General features: G+C 68.4%; 18 protein-coding genes and 1 pseudogene. 11 read left to right on the top strand and 8 right to left on the bottom strand.

From position 1 onward, the window contains the following. Positions 1–68: 68 nt before the first annotated feature. Complete coding sequence (locus O2L52_RS12595; protein ID WP_270115816.1) at positions 69–2,414, bottom strand: endo-1,4-beta-xylanase; 2,346 nt, start codon at positions 2,412–2,414, stop codon at positions 69–71. 123 nt (positions 2,415–2,537) lie between these two features. Then, a complete protein-coding gene (locus O2L52_RS12590) occupies positions 2,538–3,239 on the bottom strand; it encodes a TioE family transcriptional regulator (RefSeq protein ID WP_270115815.1) in 702 nt (233 codons plus the stop codon). Between the two features lie 189 nt (positions 3,240–3,428). On the opposite strand from O2L52_RS12590, the gene O2L52_RS12585 reads away from it, so the two are divergent. Further along, a complete protein-coding gene (locus O2L52_RS12585) occupies positions 3,429–4,028 on the top strand; it encodes a hypothetical protein (protein WP_270115814.1) in 600 nt (199 codons plus the stop codon). Positions 4,029–4,048: 20 nt separating this feature from the next. Here O2L52_RS12585 and O2L52_RS12580 read toward each other — a convergent pair whose 3' ends face one another. From O2L52_RS12580 to O2L52_RS12570, 3 genes are all read right to left on the bottom strand, one after another. Continuing rightward, positions 4,049–4,885 (bottom strand): DUF6585 family protein, encoded by an 837-nt coding sequence (locus tag O2L52_RS12580; RefSeq protein ID WP_270115812.1) that lies wholly within the window; start codon positions 4,883–4,885, stop codon positions 4,049–4,051. A gap of 151 nt (positions 4,886–5,036) precedes the next feature. Next, complete coding sequence (locus O2L52_RS12575; RefSeq protein ID WP_270115811.1) at positions 5,037–5,360, bottom strand: DMT family transporter; 324 nt, start codon at positions 5,358–5,360, stop codon at positions 5,037–5,039. Beyond that, the gene (locus O2L52_RS12570; protein WP_270115809.1) at positions 5,357–5,998 is read right to left on the bottom strand and encodes an FMN-dependent NADH-azoreductase; all 642 of its coding nucleotides are present in this window, start codon (positions 5,996–5,998) and stop codon (positions 5,357–5,359) included. Before O2L52_RS12570 ends, O2L52_RS12575 begins: the two co-directional genes overlap by 4 nt. Before the next feature lie 85 nt (positions 5,999–6,083). On the opposite strand from O2L52_RS12570, the pseudogene O2L52_RS12565 reads away from it, so the two are divergent. Both O2L52_RS12565 and O2L52_RS12560 read left to right on the top strand, forming a co-directional pair. Then, a pseudogene (locus O2L52_RS12565) lies at positions 6,084–6,623 on the top strand (TetR/AcrR family transcriptional regulator); the annotation flags it as partial. A gap of 667 nt (positions 6,624–7,290) precedes the next feature. Next, positions 7,291–8,166, top strand: a complete 876-nt coding sequence (locus O2L52_RS12560) for an aminoglycoside phosphotransferase family protein (protein ID WP_270115807.1) — start codon at positions 7,291–7,293, stop codon at positions 8,164–8,166. A gap of 56 nt (positions 8,167–8,222) precedes the next feature. Here the strand turns inward: O2L52_RS12560 and O2L52_RS12555 are convergent, their stop codons facing one another. Together O2L52_RS12555 and O2L52_RS12550 are read right to left on the bottom strand one after the other, a co-directional pair. After that, positions 8,223–8,405 (bottom strand): DUF397 domain-containing protein, encoded by a 183-nt coding sequence (locus O2L52_RS12555; protein WP_270115805.1) that lies wholly within the window; start codon positions 8,403–8,405, stop codon positions 8,223–8,225. After that, entirely contained in the window at positions 8,402–9,205 is an 804-nt protein-coding gene (locus tag O2L52_RS12550) for a helix-turn-helix domain-containing protein (protein WP_270115804.1), read from the bottom strand. The genes O2L52_RS12555 and O2L52_RS12550 overlap by 4 nt, the downstream gene beginning before the upstream one ends. Before the next feature lie 213 nt (positions 9,206–9,418). Here O2L52_RS12550 and O2L52_RS12545 point away from each other — a divergent pair, with 213 nt between their 5' ends. Together O2L52_RS12545 and O2L52_RS12540 are read left to right on the top strand one after the other, a co-directional pair. Next, positions 9,419–9,742, top strand: a complete 324-nt coding sequence (locus O2L52_RS12545; protein WP_270115803.1) for a hypothetical protein — start codon at positions 9,419–9,421, stop codon at positions 9,740–9,742. Beyond that, positions 9,735–9,986 carry a hypothetical protein gene (locus O2L52_RS12540; RefSeq protein WP_270115802.1) on the top strand — a complete coding sequence of 84 codons (252 nt, stop codon included), beginning with the start codon at positions 9,735–9,737 and terminating at the stop codon, positions 9,984–9,986. The genes O2L52_RS12545 and O2L52_RS12540 overlap by 8 nt, the downstream gene beginning before the upstream one ends. Positions 9,987–10,089: 103 nt before the next feature. On the opposite strand, the gene O2L52_RS12535 is transcribed toward O2L52_RS12540, so the two are convergent. Further along, positions 10,090–10,491, bottom strand: coding sequence for a hypothetical protein (locus tag O2L52_RS12535; protein WP_270115801.1), 402 nt, complete (start codon positions 10,489–10,491; stop codon positions 10,090–10,092). A 227-nt stretch (positions 10,492–10,718) separates the two neighbouring features. Between O2L52_RS12535 and O2L52_RS12530 the strand changes: the two genes are divergently transcribed. From O2L52_RS12530 to thpD, 6 genes are all read left to right on the top strand, one after another. Continuing rightward, the gene (locus tag O2L52_RS12530) at positions 10,719–11,309 is read left to right on the top strand and encodes a hypothetical protein (protein ID WP_270115800.1); all 591 of its coding nucleotides are present in this window, start codon (positions 10,719–10,721) and stop codon (positions 11,307–11,309) included. Beyond that, positions 11,306–12,253, top strand: coding sequence for a nucleoside triphosphate pyrophosphohydrolase (locus O2L52_RS12525; RefSeq protein ID WP_270115799.1), 948 nt, complete (start codon positions 11,306–11,308; stop codon positions 12,251–12,253). The genes O2L52_RS12530 and O2L52_RS12525 overlap by 4 nt, the downstream gene beginning before the upstream one ends. A gap of 73 nt (positions 12,254–12,326) precedes the next feature. Next, positions 12,327–12,920, top strand: a complete 594-nt coding sequence (gene ectA / locus O2L52_RS12520) for a diaminobutyrate acetyltransferase (RefSeq protein ID WP_270115798.1) — start codon at positions 12,327–12,329, stop codon at positions 12,918–12,920. Positions 12,921–13,038: 118 nt separating this feature from the next. Continuing rightward, entirely contained in the window at positions 13,039–14,328 is a 1,290-nt protein-coding gene (gene ectB / locus O2L52_RS12515) for a diaminobutyrate--2-oxoglutarate transaminase (protein ID WP_270115796.1), read from the top strand. After that, positions 14,325–14,741: an ectoine synthase gene (locus tag O2L52_RS12510; protein ID WP_270115794.1), complete on the top strand. Its 417-nt coding sequence runs from the start codon at positions 14,325–14,327 to the stop codon at positions 14,739–14,741. The genes ectB and O2L52_RS12510 overlap by 4 nt, the downstream gene beginning before the upstream one ends. Positions 14,742–14,788: 47 nt before the next feature. After that, entirely contained in the window at positions 14,789–15,673 is an 885-nt protein-coding gene (gene thpD / locus O2L52_RS12505) for an ectoine hydroxylase (RefSeq protein ID WP_270115793.1), read from the top strand. Positions 15,674–15,691 lie beyond the last annotated feature (18 nt).

Below are 15,691 nucleotides of genomic sequence, written 5' to 3'. Positions count from 1 at the left end.
GTACGACATCGCGCCGGACACGACGAGGGCGGGACCTCGCGGCCCCGCCCTGTCATCTACCTATGGCGTCATTCGCCCCAGTTGGCGGCGCGGCGCTGCCGCAGCACCAGGAACGTGCCGCCGACCGCGAGGACCGCGGCCGAGGCGACCGCGACCGTGAGGCCGGCACCGGTGACGGGCAGGCTCCCGCCGCCGCCGTTCCCGTTGTCGTTCTTGACCTTCTCGACCAGTTCGGCGATGCCCCACATCTTGTTGGTGCTCCAGGACTGGCCGGTCGGGTCGTACCAGGTGTGCGCGGCGGTGCGCACCCCGTCGGTGGCGTCGTTGACCTGCAGGTCGAGGCCGTGCTCGGCGCCGACCTCGCCCTGTCCCTCGGCCAGCGCGATCGCGATCTCGACCCGGTAGCCGGTGCTCGTGGCGACCGCGGCGCTGGTGACCGCGCCCGCGTCGGGTCCGTTGCCGCCCAGGGAGACGACGTTGGTGAAGCTCACGCGGTACTGGCCGTCCGCGTCGTCGTACCCGCCCGACTTGGTGTTGCCGGGGTTGAGGAACACCTCGACGGAGTCCTCCTCCCACGGGTTGGCGCTGCTCTCGTCGAGGGTGGGGTCGGTGACCTCGAACAGGGCGTACATCGCGTTCTCGTCCCACATGAGCGAGACGTCGGCCTTCGCGCCGTCCTCGGCGCCTTCGACGCGGACGTCGGTGGCGACCGTGGCGGCCTTCTTCCAGGCCTTGTCCTTCTCGCCGTCGATGACGGGCGCGTTCTTGGCCCGCGGCACCTGGACCACGGCGTACTCGGGTTCGGGCTCCACGGGGATCTCGGGGAGGCGGCTCGGGTCGACGATGCCCCAGTAGGCCCACTTGGCCTGCAGGTTGTCGTCGAAGGGCAGCGGGGACTCCAGCGGGCGGGTGCCGTTGAAGCCGCGCAGCCAGGAGCGGCCGTCGTGCAGGCCCCAGACGGTGACGGACTCGAGGTCCTTCTCGCGGAGCATCGCGAACAGGTCGCGGTAGTAGTGGCCCTGCTGGACGATGCGGGCGTCGTACTCGGGGAACTCCACGCCTTCGACGGGGGCGCCGATGGCGACGTCGAGTTCGGTCACCGCTTGGAGGACGCCGAGTCCGGCGAACTTGTCGATGCTCGACTCGATGTTCTCGAGGGGGGTGTTGAGGCTGATGTGGGTCTGGTGGCCCACGCCGTCGACGGGGACGCCGTCGGCGAGCATGTCGGCGACGAGGTTGTAGAGGTTGTCGCGCTTGGCCGGGTTGTCGGTGCCGTAGTCGTTGATGAAGAGCTTCACCTCGGTGGCGCCGACGGCGTCGAGCTGCTCGCGGGCGATGCGGAACGCGTGCGAGATGTACTCGGGGCCTTCGAAGATCTGGAACCAGCGGCTGTCGCGGTACACCTCGGCGGCGTTGTCGCTGATGACCTCGTTGACGACGTCCCAGGCCCAGATGCGGTCGCCGTAGTGCTCCGCGATGGCGCCGATGTGGGCTTCGAGGCGGTCGAGCATGATCTGCTGGTCCTCGGCCGAGCTGCCGATGGGCTCACCGGCCTGCGGGTGCCCGGCGGGGTAGGTGAACCACCAGTCGGGGGTCTGGCTGTGCCATAGGAACGTGTGCCCGTAGACCTCCATGCCGTTCGCCTCGGCGTGCTCGACGAGTTCGTCGGCGGCGTCGAAGTTGAACGTGCCCTCGGTCGGCTGGATCGCCTCGACCTTCATGTGGTTCTCGGCGGTGACCTGGTTGAAGTGCTTGTTCAGCAGGTTGCCGGTGGGGGCGGCGAGGTCGCGGGGGTCGATGGCCGCGCCGAAGCGGAAGTCGTCGGCGAGGACGTCCTTGAGGGACGGGATGTCCGGGTCGACGCCGGGCGGGGTGAGCTCGGTGATCTGGACGTTGTCGATCGCGTACGAGGCCTCGGGGGTCGGCGACTCGACGTAGAGCGTGAGGGCGTCGGCGGTCGCGCCGATGCTGTACTCGCCGCTCAGCGTGGTCCAGTCGGCGCCGGCGGCGGCCTGGTAGACGACGCTGTCGTAGGCGGTCTCGCCGCCGGCCTCGCGCTGGACGGTGGCGGAGACGACCTCGCCGGCGCTGTCGGCGGCGAAGCGGACGTCGAGCGCGATCTCGTACACGCCGCCGGGGGCGATGAGCCCGGTGAGGTCGAGGGCGGGGCCGTTCCAGTCGGCGGTGCGGCCGGTGGTGAGGAGCGCGCCGTCCTCGACGGCGAGGGTGACGGGGCCGCGCGGGGCCCAGTCGCCGACCGTGCCGTCCGCGAAGTCGGCGGCGTAGACGACGGTGGGCTCGTCCTGGGCGGCGGCGGGTTGGCCGAAGGCGAGCGCGGCGGGGAGGACCAGCGCTCCGGTTCCGGCGGCGAGGGCGCGGAGGCGCCGATGCCGCGATCGGGGGTGACGTTCCATGGCTTGGCAGCTCCATTGCGGAGGAGGGAAAACAAAGCTTCGGAAGTTTCGAAGATTTTCATGAAACTTTCCGAGAATGACGGTGCCATGGTAAGTGGGATATCAACGCTTGTCAATCGGCGTTCACTGGGCGAGCTGCAGGTACCGGCTCAGCTGCGCGGCCGCGTCGAGCATCGCGAGGCCGCGCTCGGTCAGCCGCTCGCCCCAGCCTTCGAGCGCGAGCGCCAGCTCCTCGGTGCCGCCCGCGGTGCGGACCTGGCCGACGACCACCGCGATGCGCTCCAGCGGGTAGTCGCCGCGCCGCAGCAGATGGGCGAGTTCGGCGTCCCGCACGTCCTCGTCCCGGAACAATCGGTACCCGGTCACCGGTTCGCGCTCGGGGGTGAGGATCCCGGCGTGCTCCCAGTTCCGGAGGGTCGCGGCGGTGACGTCGAGCCGTCGCGCCAGTTCGCCCACCGTGAGCGGCGGGCCGTGGAACCGCGCGGGCGCGGGCTCGGCCGTGAGGTGCCCGATCGCGCCGCGCACCGCGTCCAGGGTCTCGCGGTCGCGGACCAGCCGCAGGTGCCCGCGGTCGATCAGTGCCAAGGCGCTCTCTTGATCGCCTGCATTGAGCGCCTTCATGATCCGGCCTGCCTCGGCGTGCCCGTACGCCGGGATCAGCGCCAGGAACGCGCGCAGCGCCGCCGCGTGCAGCTCGGTGTAGACCCGGTACCCGCTGGGCGTGCGCGCCGCCGCCGGGAGGAAGCCGTCGCGCTCGTAGTTGCGGACGGCCTGGGTCGAGAGCCCGTGCTCGCGGGCGAGGTCGGAAGGTCGCAAGGTGTCCACAGGTCGTTGACCCTAACGGAACGCGGAGGCCCGCGCCGGAGGCTTCCGGCGACGCCTCGCACGGTATCGGGAAAGGCGCAAAAGCGATATGATGGCAAGCCCCGCAATCGAGACGGCGAAGCCGCGATGGACGCACTGGACGGACGTCGTCCCAGGCGGTCCGAGGCCCCGGCCCCTTGGAGGCCCGTGATGAGCACCTCTGATCCGCAAGCGCTGTACGACAAGCCGCACTCGGTCGACCTCGCCCAGGTCATGCTGGTGTTCCAGTACTTCATGGTGCTCAGCGTGAGCGTCGGCATCGGACCCCGGATCTTCAACTGGGTCAAGGGCGAGACCGAAGGGGTGCCGTTCCTCGCCGACGTCGAGGCCGCCATCGACATCGGCGCGAGCTTCCCGATCGCGGTGGTGGCGCCCGCGCTCGTGGTCTACACCGTGCCGTACGTGATGGCGGTCCTCGCCCTCGGTCTGGGCCGCAAGTGGGCCCGCGTCGCCGCCGTCGTCTTCGTCCCGCTCAACACCTGGATCGGCATCACCGCCGTCGTGCGCACCTACGGCGAGGTCTGGGCGCTCATCGTTTCTCCACTGTGGATCATCGTGTCGCTCTGCGTCCTCGGCGGCCTCGCCTCGCACACCGCCCGCCAGTGGTTCCGCCAGGGCGGCTGGGAGCCCTGGTACCTGCGGTACGAGATCGACCAGATCCAGCGGGCGCGCGGCCGCGTCCGCCCGCGCCCCCGCCGCAGGCGCCGCTACCGCACCGCCCACGACCCCAACCAGCCCGACGCCGACTGACCGGAGGCGCTGGGCGAGGCCTACGACCAGGCCAGTCCCGACCGTGACTGCACCGCCGCCTTGAACACGAAGAAGTTCGGGATCGCGTAGACCGGCTGGCGCGCCTTCAGGAAGCGGCCGGCGATCTTGAACGCCACCACACCGTCCTTCACGGACACGCCCTGCAGTTCGCCCCAGGGGACAACGCTGCCGTCGATGTGGAGCGCCCCGGCGTCGAGCGCGAGGCCGCCGAACTCGACCCGGCGGCCCGCGTCGATCTCGGCCAGCACCTGCGGCAGCTGCGCCCGCGTGATCTGCTCCTGCACGATCGGACCCCACTCCTGGGGCCCCTCGAACGCCGCGCCGAGCGTGAACCGGTCGAGGTTCGCCTCCAGGTTGACCGCGGCGGACATCGCCGCTCCCTTCGGGTCGCCGATGCTGATCGCGTTCCCCTCCGGACCGACCAGCAGGTAGTTGTAGGTGACGAGCCCGGTCTGCGGGTAGTGGAAGAGGCGCTGGTACGCCTTCGTGTCGTCCCAGTTGTAGATCGAGACGAGCGACTTGGGGCCCTTGACGATCAGCCCGTGCTCGAACAGGTCGAGCGTGTCGCCCGCCCCGGACTTGTGCTTCGTGTACGCCAAATTGGCGAAGCCGAGCGCGAAGAACGCGGTGATCACCAGGAACATGATGAGCAGGAACCCGTTCGCCAGGAGGTTGCTGCCGATGAAGCACGCCGCGACCGCGACGTAGATCGCCCCGGCGATCCCCATGGACAGCGCGATGGGGGGCTTGCGGGGCCGGTACTGGGCCTGCCAGCGCCCGAGTCCCGCCTGGGCGGCCAGGTCCCCGTGCGGGAACTGTTCTGCGTTCGAGTGCATTGCTCGGTCTCCCGTGATCGTTGGAGGAGGCCGACGCGGGGCGCTCCGGCGGGTCCGGAGGTCGGCCGGTGACTGGTCCTCGAGCCACCGCGGAGCACGCTAGGAACGGCGGGCACGAGTTCGTCCCGACTCGGTCATGATGCGGCAGCGGTCACTCGGCGGGCGAGGTGACCTTGGCGAGGACGACACCGCCGACGATGAGCGCGAGGGCCACGATGCGCCCCACGGTCACCGGGTCCCGGTTGAGGACGATCCCGAGCACCACCGCGCCGACCGCGCCGATGCCGGTGAAGACCGCGTAGGCGGTGCCGGTCGGGAGTTCGCGGATGGCGAGTGCGAGGAGGAACGCGGCGAGCGCCATCAGCACGAGGGACAGCACGGTCGGCCAGAGCCGGGTGAACCCTTCGGTCGGTTTGATGCTCATCGCCCAGGCGATCTCCACGAGACCGGCCCCGAGCAGGATCCACCAGCTCACAGCGCACTGCCGATCCTCGCTGCGGCGGCCAGCGCTGCGGCCCTCGACTCCTCGTGCTCGTCCCGCCGCCCGGCCAGGGCCGGGTCGATGAGCGCGTTCACCATCTCCGAGCCGACGAACACAGCGTCCTCCACGGCGAAGTGCCCGGCGAAGAAGTCGCGGAGGTACCGCTCGTGGTGGTCGAACGGCTCGCGCGGCTTGCCCGGCCCGTACGCCCCTCCGCGGGCGTAGGCGACCACGAACTTGGTGCCCGCCAACGACATCCGCGGGAACGTCACCTGGTCGATCCAGGCCTTGAGCACCGCCGGGACCGAGAAGTTGTACATCGGGGCGGCGATGAGCACCGCGTCGGCCGCGACGAGCTCGTCCAGGAGGGGCTTCACGAGTGCCCACGCCTTGGCCTGCTCCGGTGTGCGGACGGCCTCCGCATACCTTCCGGGGTCGGTGATCTGGTGCTCGAGCACGTAGTCGCAGAGCTCAGTCCAGGCCTCGCCGATGGGCGGGGGAGGGTCGAGGGTGAGGTCGCGGTGCACGTACGCGCTCTCAGGATTGGCTTTCCGCCACGCGGCGGCCACGGTGTCGCCGACCTCGCGGCTGAACGAACTGCGGCGGGCGCTGGCGTCGAGGTGCAGGAGCACAATTCCTCCTCAAATAAACGGACACGATGTCCACTTATTCGAGCATAACCGGTCATCATGTCCACTTACTGTTAGGATCGCCACCATGAAGCCCGAGCGCGCCGACGCCGCCCGCAACCGCACCAAGGTCCTCGCCGCCGCGGCCGACCTCTTCGCGGCCGGGGACCCGCGCGCGGTCACCATGGACGACATCGCGAAAGCCGCCGGCGTCGGCCGCGGCACCCTCTACCGCCGCTACCCCGACGTCGCCTCCATCGCGGTCGCCCTCCTCGACGAGCACGAGACCGCCCTCCAGCACTCGCTCTTGTCCGGCCCCCCACCCCTCGGCCCCGGCGCCCCGCCCACCGAACGCCTCGCCGCCTTCTACGACGCCATGGCCGACCTCCTCGACGCCCACGGCCACCTCGCCCTCGCCACCGAGACCGGCGGCCGCCGCTTCGAAATCGGCGCCTACGGCTTCTGGCGAGCCCACGTCCTCTCGCTTCTCAGGGCAGCGGACGCCCCGGAAGTCCTCGCCGACGCGCTCCTCGCCCCGCTCGCCCCCGAGGTCTTCACCTACCAACGCGCCCAAGGACTCTCCCTCGCCCAGATCAAGGCCGCGCTGGCGCGCCTCGCCAGGATTCTGGCCTTGGATGAGCAGGCGCCCGGGTCGTTACCGGGGTGTGCTCGCCTGAAGAAACGCTTGAGGCGGCGACGAGGAGGCGGGGGCGTGCTCGTGCCACAGCATCGCGGTCTTCGGGGTCGGCGTTCAAGCGGGCGGCGACGAGGAGGTGGGGGGCGGGGCCGGTTCTTCGGGTGGTGGGTCGGGAGGGGCGGCGTCGTCGGCGTTGCCTTTGGGGCGCAACCGGACCGGGTGAGGGCAGCGCGGAAGATGAGTGTTCTCCACGCTTGTGGGTGATGACGACCGAACTTGTAGCGCGGACAATTGAGATACGTACAGGGATACGGAATCCGTGTAGGTGAACGAGATGGTGGTAAGCAGACTACGACATAAGCCTCTGGCCATCTGCCTGCATTGCACGGACGTCGTGTTGCGTTTGGGACGATGTTTCTCATTCGTGCTCGGCTACGGCCCTTACGAGACCAGCCGGTGGGCTGTCCTGGTATTGGACAGACCACTGGGACGCCACCGGCCTGGGTAACACCGGGTCAAGAGCGGCTTCACGGTACGCCGATTGCGCTCGCCTGCCTGCGAAAACTAGGTTCAGGCAGGAGGATGTCTCGCGCTGCCGGCCGGGGCCTCCGAACCACGCGGATAGGGTGGGCTTGAACTTGCGGCGAAGGGATTCGGGTTGAGCGACTGGGCGATCGACGAGTACCTGCTCTGCGAGCTCCTGGAGGAGCAGCACCCCGACCTGGCCGGCCTCGAACTGAAGTCCGTCGACGGCGGCTGGTCCAACCAGATGTGGCGCCTCGGCCCCGACCTCGCCGTACGCATCCCCCGCCACGAAGGCGCCCCCGAACTCCTTGAGCGAGAGCACCGCCTGGTCCCCGGCATCGCGCCACGGCTACCGCTCCCGGTGCCCGTGCCCACCCGGCTCGGCCGGCTCACTGAGCGGTTCCCGCACACCTGGCTCATCGCCACTTGGGTCCACGGCACGCCCGCCGACATCGCACCGATCACCGACGCTGAATCGGCGACCGTGCTCGCCGAATTCCTCACCGCACTCCACACCGATGGCCCCGAAACCCCCGCCAACGACGGCCGCGGCGCACCTCTCGCCGCCATGGACGACCACTTCGAGCAGGCACTCGCACGCCACCGAGGCATCGACGCCGACCGAGCCCGCGCCATCTGGCGCGGCGCCCTCGAAGCGCCCCAAAGAGACCAACCCGACGTCTGGCTCCACGGCGACCTCCACCCCGCCAACGTCGTGGTCGATGACGGCGCCCTCGCGGGCGTGATCGACTTCGGCGACGTCTTCGTCGGCGACCCCGCAGTCGACCTCGCCGCCGCCTGGATCCTCCTTCCAGACGGGGCCGCTGAGCCCTTCTTCAACGCCTACAAGGCAGCCGAAGAATCAGTGGTGCTCCGTGCTCGCGGCCGAGCGCTTATCAAGGCCCTTGTCCTGCTTGACATCGGTGTCGCTGGCGAACTCGGTCGACCAGGCGGCAAGCCGACCTGGAAGCCTTCCGGTGAAGCGGCACTGGCACGAATCCTGCGCTGACCACACAAGCGAACGGCCCCGCCGGAAGGCGGGGCCGCTTTGCGTTTTCGGTCGGGTTACCGGTCGGCTTGCTGGAGCAGCGCGGTGAAGTCGACGGTCTTCAGATCGAAGATCGGGGAGTCATCGCCCAGCTTGCTGTCGCGAACCTGGAAGCCGGTGCCTGCGGGGCGGGCCTCGACGCAGTTGCTGTTCTCGGTGCCATCGCTCCGGCTGGACTTGCGCCACCCATCCTGGCTCATCGCTGGAACTCCTTCAGAGACTTGGCTTGTCGGAGCCCTCCTTCGAAGATCTGGTGGTACTTGCCCACGGCGGCGCTGTCCTCGTAGAAACGACGCTCGAACGGGCTCTCCAGATAGACGATGCTGGGTTCCTCGGTGTTCCTGAAGGATAGTACTGAGAAGGGCACATTCAACATCGGATACGGCCCGTCTGCAAGCGGCAGGAACTTGATGGTCACGCTAGGATGCGCGTCGAGTTTCAGCATGTGAGCGAGTTGTTGGTCGTCGCAGCCACCTCGAAGGACTGCCTCTGAAAAGAGGAATCGCAGCCTCACTGGATCGACCTTTCCGATGAGCTCTGTCTGCCTGGCAAGGCGGTTCTCGATCAGGATCGGGATGCGTTCGGGTGCAGCACCCCGTTCGAAGAGGCGGCTCATGTAGCCCATCGATTGAAGAGGGCCGGGTACGAAGGTGGTCTCGTACTGATCGAGCCCGACCGCCATGCGCTCGAACTCCAGGTAGGCATCCCATCCCGAGTTTTCGACCGCGTGGCTGGGCTGGGCCCAGATCTTGTCGTCCATGAAGCGCCAGATGCGCTCCATCTCGAACCGGACCTTGTCGGGAGCGCCGTAGTACTCCAGGAGCCTCCCGATGCCCGCGAACGTAACCCTCGTGGACTTGCCCTCTTCGATCCTCCTGAGTGTCCGAGTAGAACCGATAATCGCGCCCGCTTCGGGATCGGTGATCTTCTCACCCGCCAACTCGCGCTGCGCCTTCAGTTCTCGGCCGACAACCTTGCGAAGTTCTGAAACCGTCGACATCCACTCAGTATCGCAATCACAACCGATTGTGCAACCTCAAGTGGTCGTGTGTTCTGTGTGGCAGTTTGGCGGACCATACTGCCACATTGTTGTGGCACAACGTATATGAAGGGGCCGATTGGCAACTGTCCGACCTGGTGTTTCGTCTTGAGGCAGTGCCCACTTCTCCCTACTCTCGAGCCATCGACGCCGAACTGGATGGAGGGGAAACCAGTGATGCGAGAGGAATTGAGTGCGCGACATGGCGCGCCCGATCCGCTGACTCGGGGGCAGTTCAGCGACGGCCAGCGCCTTTTCACCGTCCGCGCTTCGAGCACCGAAGCGCCGGACTCGTTCCAGGTGTTTGCGGGAGGCGACGCGGCGGACATCGTGGTCGTGGTCTCGGGGTTGACGTCCTGGAACCTCAGGGCCACATGGGGAGACGGCTGGCGCTCGGCCAGCGCCGAATGGAAGTCGTGGGTGAAGGACCAGGCGTTCATGGCCTTCTACAACGGGCGCCCACCGGCGACCGGAAGTGTGCGGGTGTGCAGTGGCTGAGACCGAAGACCAGCTCCTCGGCGAGTTCCAGCGCGGACCCGCGATCTTCACGGTCTTCCAGACCGCCAAGGACCCCAACGTGATCCGGGTCGACTGCCGCGACAACGGCGGCGGTCCGAACCCGGCGGCCACGTTCCTTGAGGGCATCGGCGAACCGCCGTACTGGCACGGCGCGTGGAACCGCGACCGCTGGTGCCCCTGGATCGTCGCCGAGACCCGCAAGGTCGTCAAGAAGCCGCACTGAACCGGGAGCGCCCCGGCCCGGTGATGCTCCAGGCACCGGGCCGAGCGAGCGCCCCGCAACGGGCCGACCGATCTGGTGGGGATCGGTCGGCCCTCGTTCCTATCTACGCGAAGCTCATGAGGAACTGCGAGAGGGTAATTAGCGTCCCCATCGCCGAAATGGCGAGTGCGCAGGTTGCGATCCGGTTGGCGGCACCGGTAAACCATCCCCGGAACGCTTCCCGGATCTCCTTGGGCTTGAATAGGTCGCTGATCTTCTGCCAGCGATGCTGGTTGTAGGAGCAGCCCAGCAGGAGCCCATAGGAGTTCTTGCGGCAGCTCAGGCCCTTTCGGGTTTCCGCACCGCACCAGACCGGCGCTCCGACGAGCGTCCACGTTCCGGCGAACCCGAAGGCGATTAGGGCCGTTCCCGGCCCGATATCGCGCATAGCCCAGAAGACGATCGCAAGGACCAAGAGAAGGTAGCCCGCGTTCTTCATGATGAAGGATTGCTTCTTTCTTGACATGACTGCGGAGGGTAGTGAAGCGAACTCGTTTCGTGAACCCTCATGTCGGGATCCTGACACCGCGAAGCGTCCTAGGTGCACCGGATTGTGGAGGAACCTTGGGTGAGGCTAAGGTCACAGAGGTTGTCGAGTGGAAGGGAAGTGCTGTGCGCAGACTCAGGATTGTCGCGGTGGCGTCGGTCGGACTTTTGGCGTTGGGGGCCTGCGGGAGTGAGCAGGGGGCCGCGATGTTCGTGGGGGACCAGCGCGTCACGGAGGCCACCCTTGACGGGTTTGTGGACGCGGAGATGGACTCCTACTTCGAGCAGGGCGCGACGCTCGATGACGTGAGCTACGGGGACAGCCGCCAGAAGGCCGCGTTCATCGTGCTCTTCGCCGAGCTCGGCCAGGCCTTGGGCCTGGAGGCCCCCGACACGAACAATGCAGCGGACGAATTCGAGGCCCGGTACATCGAAGCCGCCGCGTACTACGACGAGATCGCCTCGGCCGCCGAGCCGCGCGAGCTGACCGACGCCGAGTTCGAGGCGCTGAACAGCGCCGTCGGGAGCGACCAGGACCTGCTGCAGCGCGTGGTCGAGGGCTGGCTCGCCTCGCAGAACCTCTCTCAGGAGCAGCTCGCGGAGTTCAACGTGGCCGCGCAGTCCGACCCCGCGGTCCTGCAGCAGGTCGTGCAGATGTGGGGCGAGCAGCAGGCCGGCTTCGCCGACGACCTGAGCGAGTACATCACCGAGTACGACATCGCCGTGAACCCGCGCTACGGCGCGCTCGACATCAGCCCGCTCGTGGGCGTGTTCGAGGTCGAGGTGCCGCAGCGTTGAGCGACATCACCTGGCTCCTGACCTCCCCGCGGATCCCCGCCGGGCTGCTCACCGTCGAGGCCTGGGACGCCCTGCAGGACGCCGAGGCGGTGGCCGCGTTCTTCGAGAGCCCCACCGTCGAGGCGGTGCGCGACGCCGGGATCGACGTGGAGCTCGTGGAGGACGCCGCCGAGTTCATCGAGACCGGCGGCGTCTGGATCGTGGGCGAGGAGGGCGACGAGGAACTGCGCGAAGCCCTCGCCGAGTACGTGGCGGGCGGTGAGATCGAGCTCGAGATCGTCTACGGCTCTTGGGATCCGCCCGGCGCCCGTCTGCTCGACCTGGTCGAGGCCGTGGCGCGGCTGCACGCCGAGGACGGCTGCCCGTGGCACCACGAGCAGACGCACGAGACGCTCGGCCCGTACCTGCTCGAGGAGTCGTACGAGGTCCTGGACGCCATCGCCGGGGGCGACCCCGATGAGCTGCGCGAAGAGCTCGGGGACCTGCTGTTCCAGCCGTTCCTGCACGCCTCGCTGGCCGAGGACTTCGACATCGACGAGGTCGCGGGGGACCTGGTCGAGAAGATCATCCGCCGCCACCCGCACGTGTGGGGCGACGCCGACCCGGACGACCTCTACGCGCACTGGAACGAGGCCAAGGCCGCCGAGAAGCCGCACCGCGACCACCCGGCCGACGGCGTCTCGCGTCAGCTGCCCTCGCTCTCCTTGGCCGCCAAGGTCATCGAGCGCTTCAACGACCAGGGCGAGGAGATGGAACTGCCGGAGCTGCCCGAGGGCCTCAAGCTCGAAGCGGACGAAGTGGGCGACTTCCTGCTCGCCGCCGTGGCGGCTGCGCGGGCCGCGGGGGTCGACCCCGAGCTGGCGCTGCGCAAGTCGATCACCGAGCGGGCGGGCCTCGAGCGGCTCGACCCGCAGGGGCATGTGGCGGAGTCCATCGAGCAATAGATCTTCAACCTGGACTTCACAATATCGTTCGGTTGGCCTTAACAGTCGTCGTTTTCTTTGCTACCGTCGTCGCATGCCATCCGGTGACGCAAGTGACAGAGGTCCGCAGGGCCCGGCCACCCAGGTCAAGGAAGCGATCGATCCCAGCGGGGACCTGAGCTTCGGCTCGCCCACCCCCGCCGAGGGGACCGACCTGTGGAACCTCGCCCGCGAAGCGGGCAATCTCGACGTCAACAGCAGGTACGCCTACCTGCTGTGGTGCCGCGACTTCGCGGCGACCAGCGTCGTCGCCCGCGATCTGCGCGGTGCCGTCGCGGGTTTCATCACCGGTTACCGCAGGCCCGAAGCGCCGGACGTGTACTTCGTCTGGCAGGTCGCGGTCGCACCCGGCTTCCGCCGCCGGGGACTGGCTCGGACCATGCTGGACCACGCGGTCCTTCGCATGCGCTCCAACGGAGTCCGCTACGTCGAGACGACGGTGACTCCGGAAAACAAAGCGTCGATGCGCCTGTTCGAGTCGTTCGCCGAGGCGAACGGCGCGGACCTGACGCGCGACGTGCTGTTCTCTGAGCGTGAGCTCGGCTCCGGCCATGAGTCGGAAGTGCTCCACCGGATCGGACCCTTCACGGGCCCGGCGCGGACGCTCGACGGCCCGCTGCCGGACTGAGTCAAGCCCTACCCGGGCGTCGACCAGACGTGCCGGCCCGGGTATGCGCCCGGCGTGCGCCCCAAGCAGCGCGTGCCGGGAAGCGGAGAACAGCCAACAGGCAGACGAAGAAGAGATCATGCAGGTTTTCGAACAGGTCGAATCAGAAGTCCGCTCCTACTGCCGCAACTGGCCCACGGTGTTCACCACCGCGAAGGGCAGCCGCATCGCCGACGAGCAGGGAAGGTCGTACATCGACTTCTTCGCCGGTGCGGGTTCGCTCAACTACGGGCACAACCACCCCGTGCTCAAGGAGGCTCTGCTGGCCTACCTGGCCGAGGACAACGTCGTCCACACCCTCGACACCTACTCGGGCGCCAAGCGCTCCTTCCTCGAGTCCTTCCGCGACGTCGTACTCGCGCCCAGGAACCTCGAGTACAAGGTCCAGTTCCCCGGCCCGGCCGGGAACAACGCCGTCGAAGCCGCGCTCAAGCTCGCGCGCAAGTACACCGGCCGCGAGACCGTCGTGTCCTTCACGAACGGCTTCCACGGCATGACCCTCGGGGCCCTCGCGGTCACCGGGAACTCGATGAAGCGCGGCGGCGCGGGCGTCCCGCTCAACAACGCCGCGACCATGCCCTACGACAACTACATGCACGGCCAGACCCCCGACTTCCTGTGGCTGCGCAGCCTCCTGGAGGACTCGGGCTCCGGCCTCGACCAGCCCGCGGCGGTCATCGTCGAGACCGTGCAGGGCGAGGGCGGCATCAACGTCGCCACCGACGAATGGCTGCGCGGGCTCCAGGACGTGTGCCGCGAGCACGACATGCTGTTCATCGTCGACGACATCCAGATGGGCTGCGGCCGAACGGGACCGTTCTTCTCGTTCGAGCGCGCCGGGATCTACCCGGACATCGTGACCCTCTCGAAGTCGCTGTCCGGCATGGGCCTGCCGTTCGCGCTCACCCTCATGAAACCGCACCTCGACGTGTGGGAGCCGGGGGAGCACAACGGGACCTTCCGCGGGTTCGCGCCCGCGTTCGTCACCGCCACGGCCGCGCTCGAGACCTTCTGGCGCAACGACGACTTCACCGCCGGCGTCGACCGCGACGGCGCCTGGCTCGACGCCGAGCTCGCCGACATCGCCGCCAGCCACCCCGACCTCGGCATCACCACCCGCGGCCGCGGCCTCGCCCGCGGCATGGTCTTCGAAGACCCGGCCCACGCGGGCCAGGTCTGCCACGAGGCCTTCGCGAACGGCCTGCTCATGGAGACCTCCGGCGCCGAGGACGAGGTGGTCAAGTTCCTCCCGCCGCTCACCACCACCCAAGCCGACTTCGAAGAGGGCATCGCCATCGTCCGCGAAGCCGTTGCGACAGTCGAGAAGGAAGCGGCCGCCGCCGGCACGCTCGGGACGGAGTCCGCATGATCGTCAGAAGGCTCGAAGACCTCATCGGCACCGACGCCGACGTCGAAGGCGGCGACCGCGACCAGGCCACCGGCACGTGGCGCTCGCGGCGCCTCCTGCTCGCCCGCGACGGCGTCGGCTTCTCGCTGCACGACACGGTCCTGTTCGCCGGGACCTCCACCACGATGCGGTACGCCAACCACGTCGAGGCCGTGTACGTCATCGAAGGCTCCGCCAAGCTCCGCGACCTGGAGACCGGCGACGTGCACGCGCTCGCGCCGGGAACGATGTACCTGCTCAACGGGGGCGAGCGGCACACGCTCGACGTCGAGCAGGACCTGCGCTGCGTATGCGTGTTCAACCCGCCGGTCACCGGCCGCGAGGTACACGACGCCGACGGCACCTACCCCCTCCTGACCGAAGACGACGACTAGCCGATCCAGAGCCGCAAGCCCTGCGGCGCAGTGAGGAGCGAACGACGATGCAGTCCACCGACCTCTACCCGACCCGGCGCTTCAAGGAACCGCGCCTGGTCTACCGCACCGAGGACCCCGCAGTCTGGGGCCGCCCCGGCGACGGGCCGCTCAGCGAGTCGCAGCTCGACACGCACGAACTCGACGGCTTCACCGCCATCGAGGAGCTGCTCGAGCCGGCCGAGCTCGCCGCGGCCCAGACCGAACTCAACCAGATCCTGCGGGACCCGGCCCTCGACGGCGACGAGCGCGTGATCCGCGAGCGCAGCACCGCCGAGATCCGCTCGGTCTTCGACGTGCACCGGCTCTCGGAGCATTTCGCGGCGCTCATCCGCGACGAGCGGATCGCCGGGATCGCCCGCCAGATCCTGGGCTCGGACGTGTACGTGCACCAGAGCCGCGTCAACTACAAGCCCGGTTTCGGCGGCGCGCCGTTCGAGTGGCACTCGGACTTCGAGACCTGGCACGCCGAGGACGGGATGCCGCGCATGCGCGCGGTCAGCCTCTCCTTGGCGCTGACCGAGAACTACCACTTCAACGGTTCGCTGATGATCATGCCGGGCTCGCACCAGACGTTCGTCTCGTGCGTCGGCGCGACCCCCGAGGACAACCACAAGGCCTCGCTGGTGAAGCAGGAGGTCGGCACGCCCGACCACGACTCGCTGCGGATGCTCGCCGACAAGCACGGCATCCACCAGTTCACGGGCCCGGCCGGCTCGGCGATCTGGTTCGACTCGAACTGCATGCACGGCTCGAACGGGAACATCACGCCGTTCCCGCGCTCGAACCTGTTCATCGTGTTCAACAGCGTCGAGAACGCCCTGGAAGCGCCGTTCGCGGCCGAGAAGCACCGACCGGAGTACCTCGGCTCCCGCGACTGGCAGGTCCTGTAGCGAGCACGACGAGCGCGA

Source organism: Glycomyces algeriensis, assembly GCF_027622855.1.
GTDB lineage: Bacteria > Actinomycetota > Actinomycetes > Mycobacteriales > Micromonosporaceae > Glycomyces > Glycomyces algeriensis.
The sequence above is the reverse complement of the archived record's forward strand: the minus strand, read 5'-3'. Positions and strand labels throughout refer to the sequence as shown.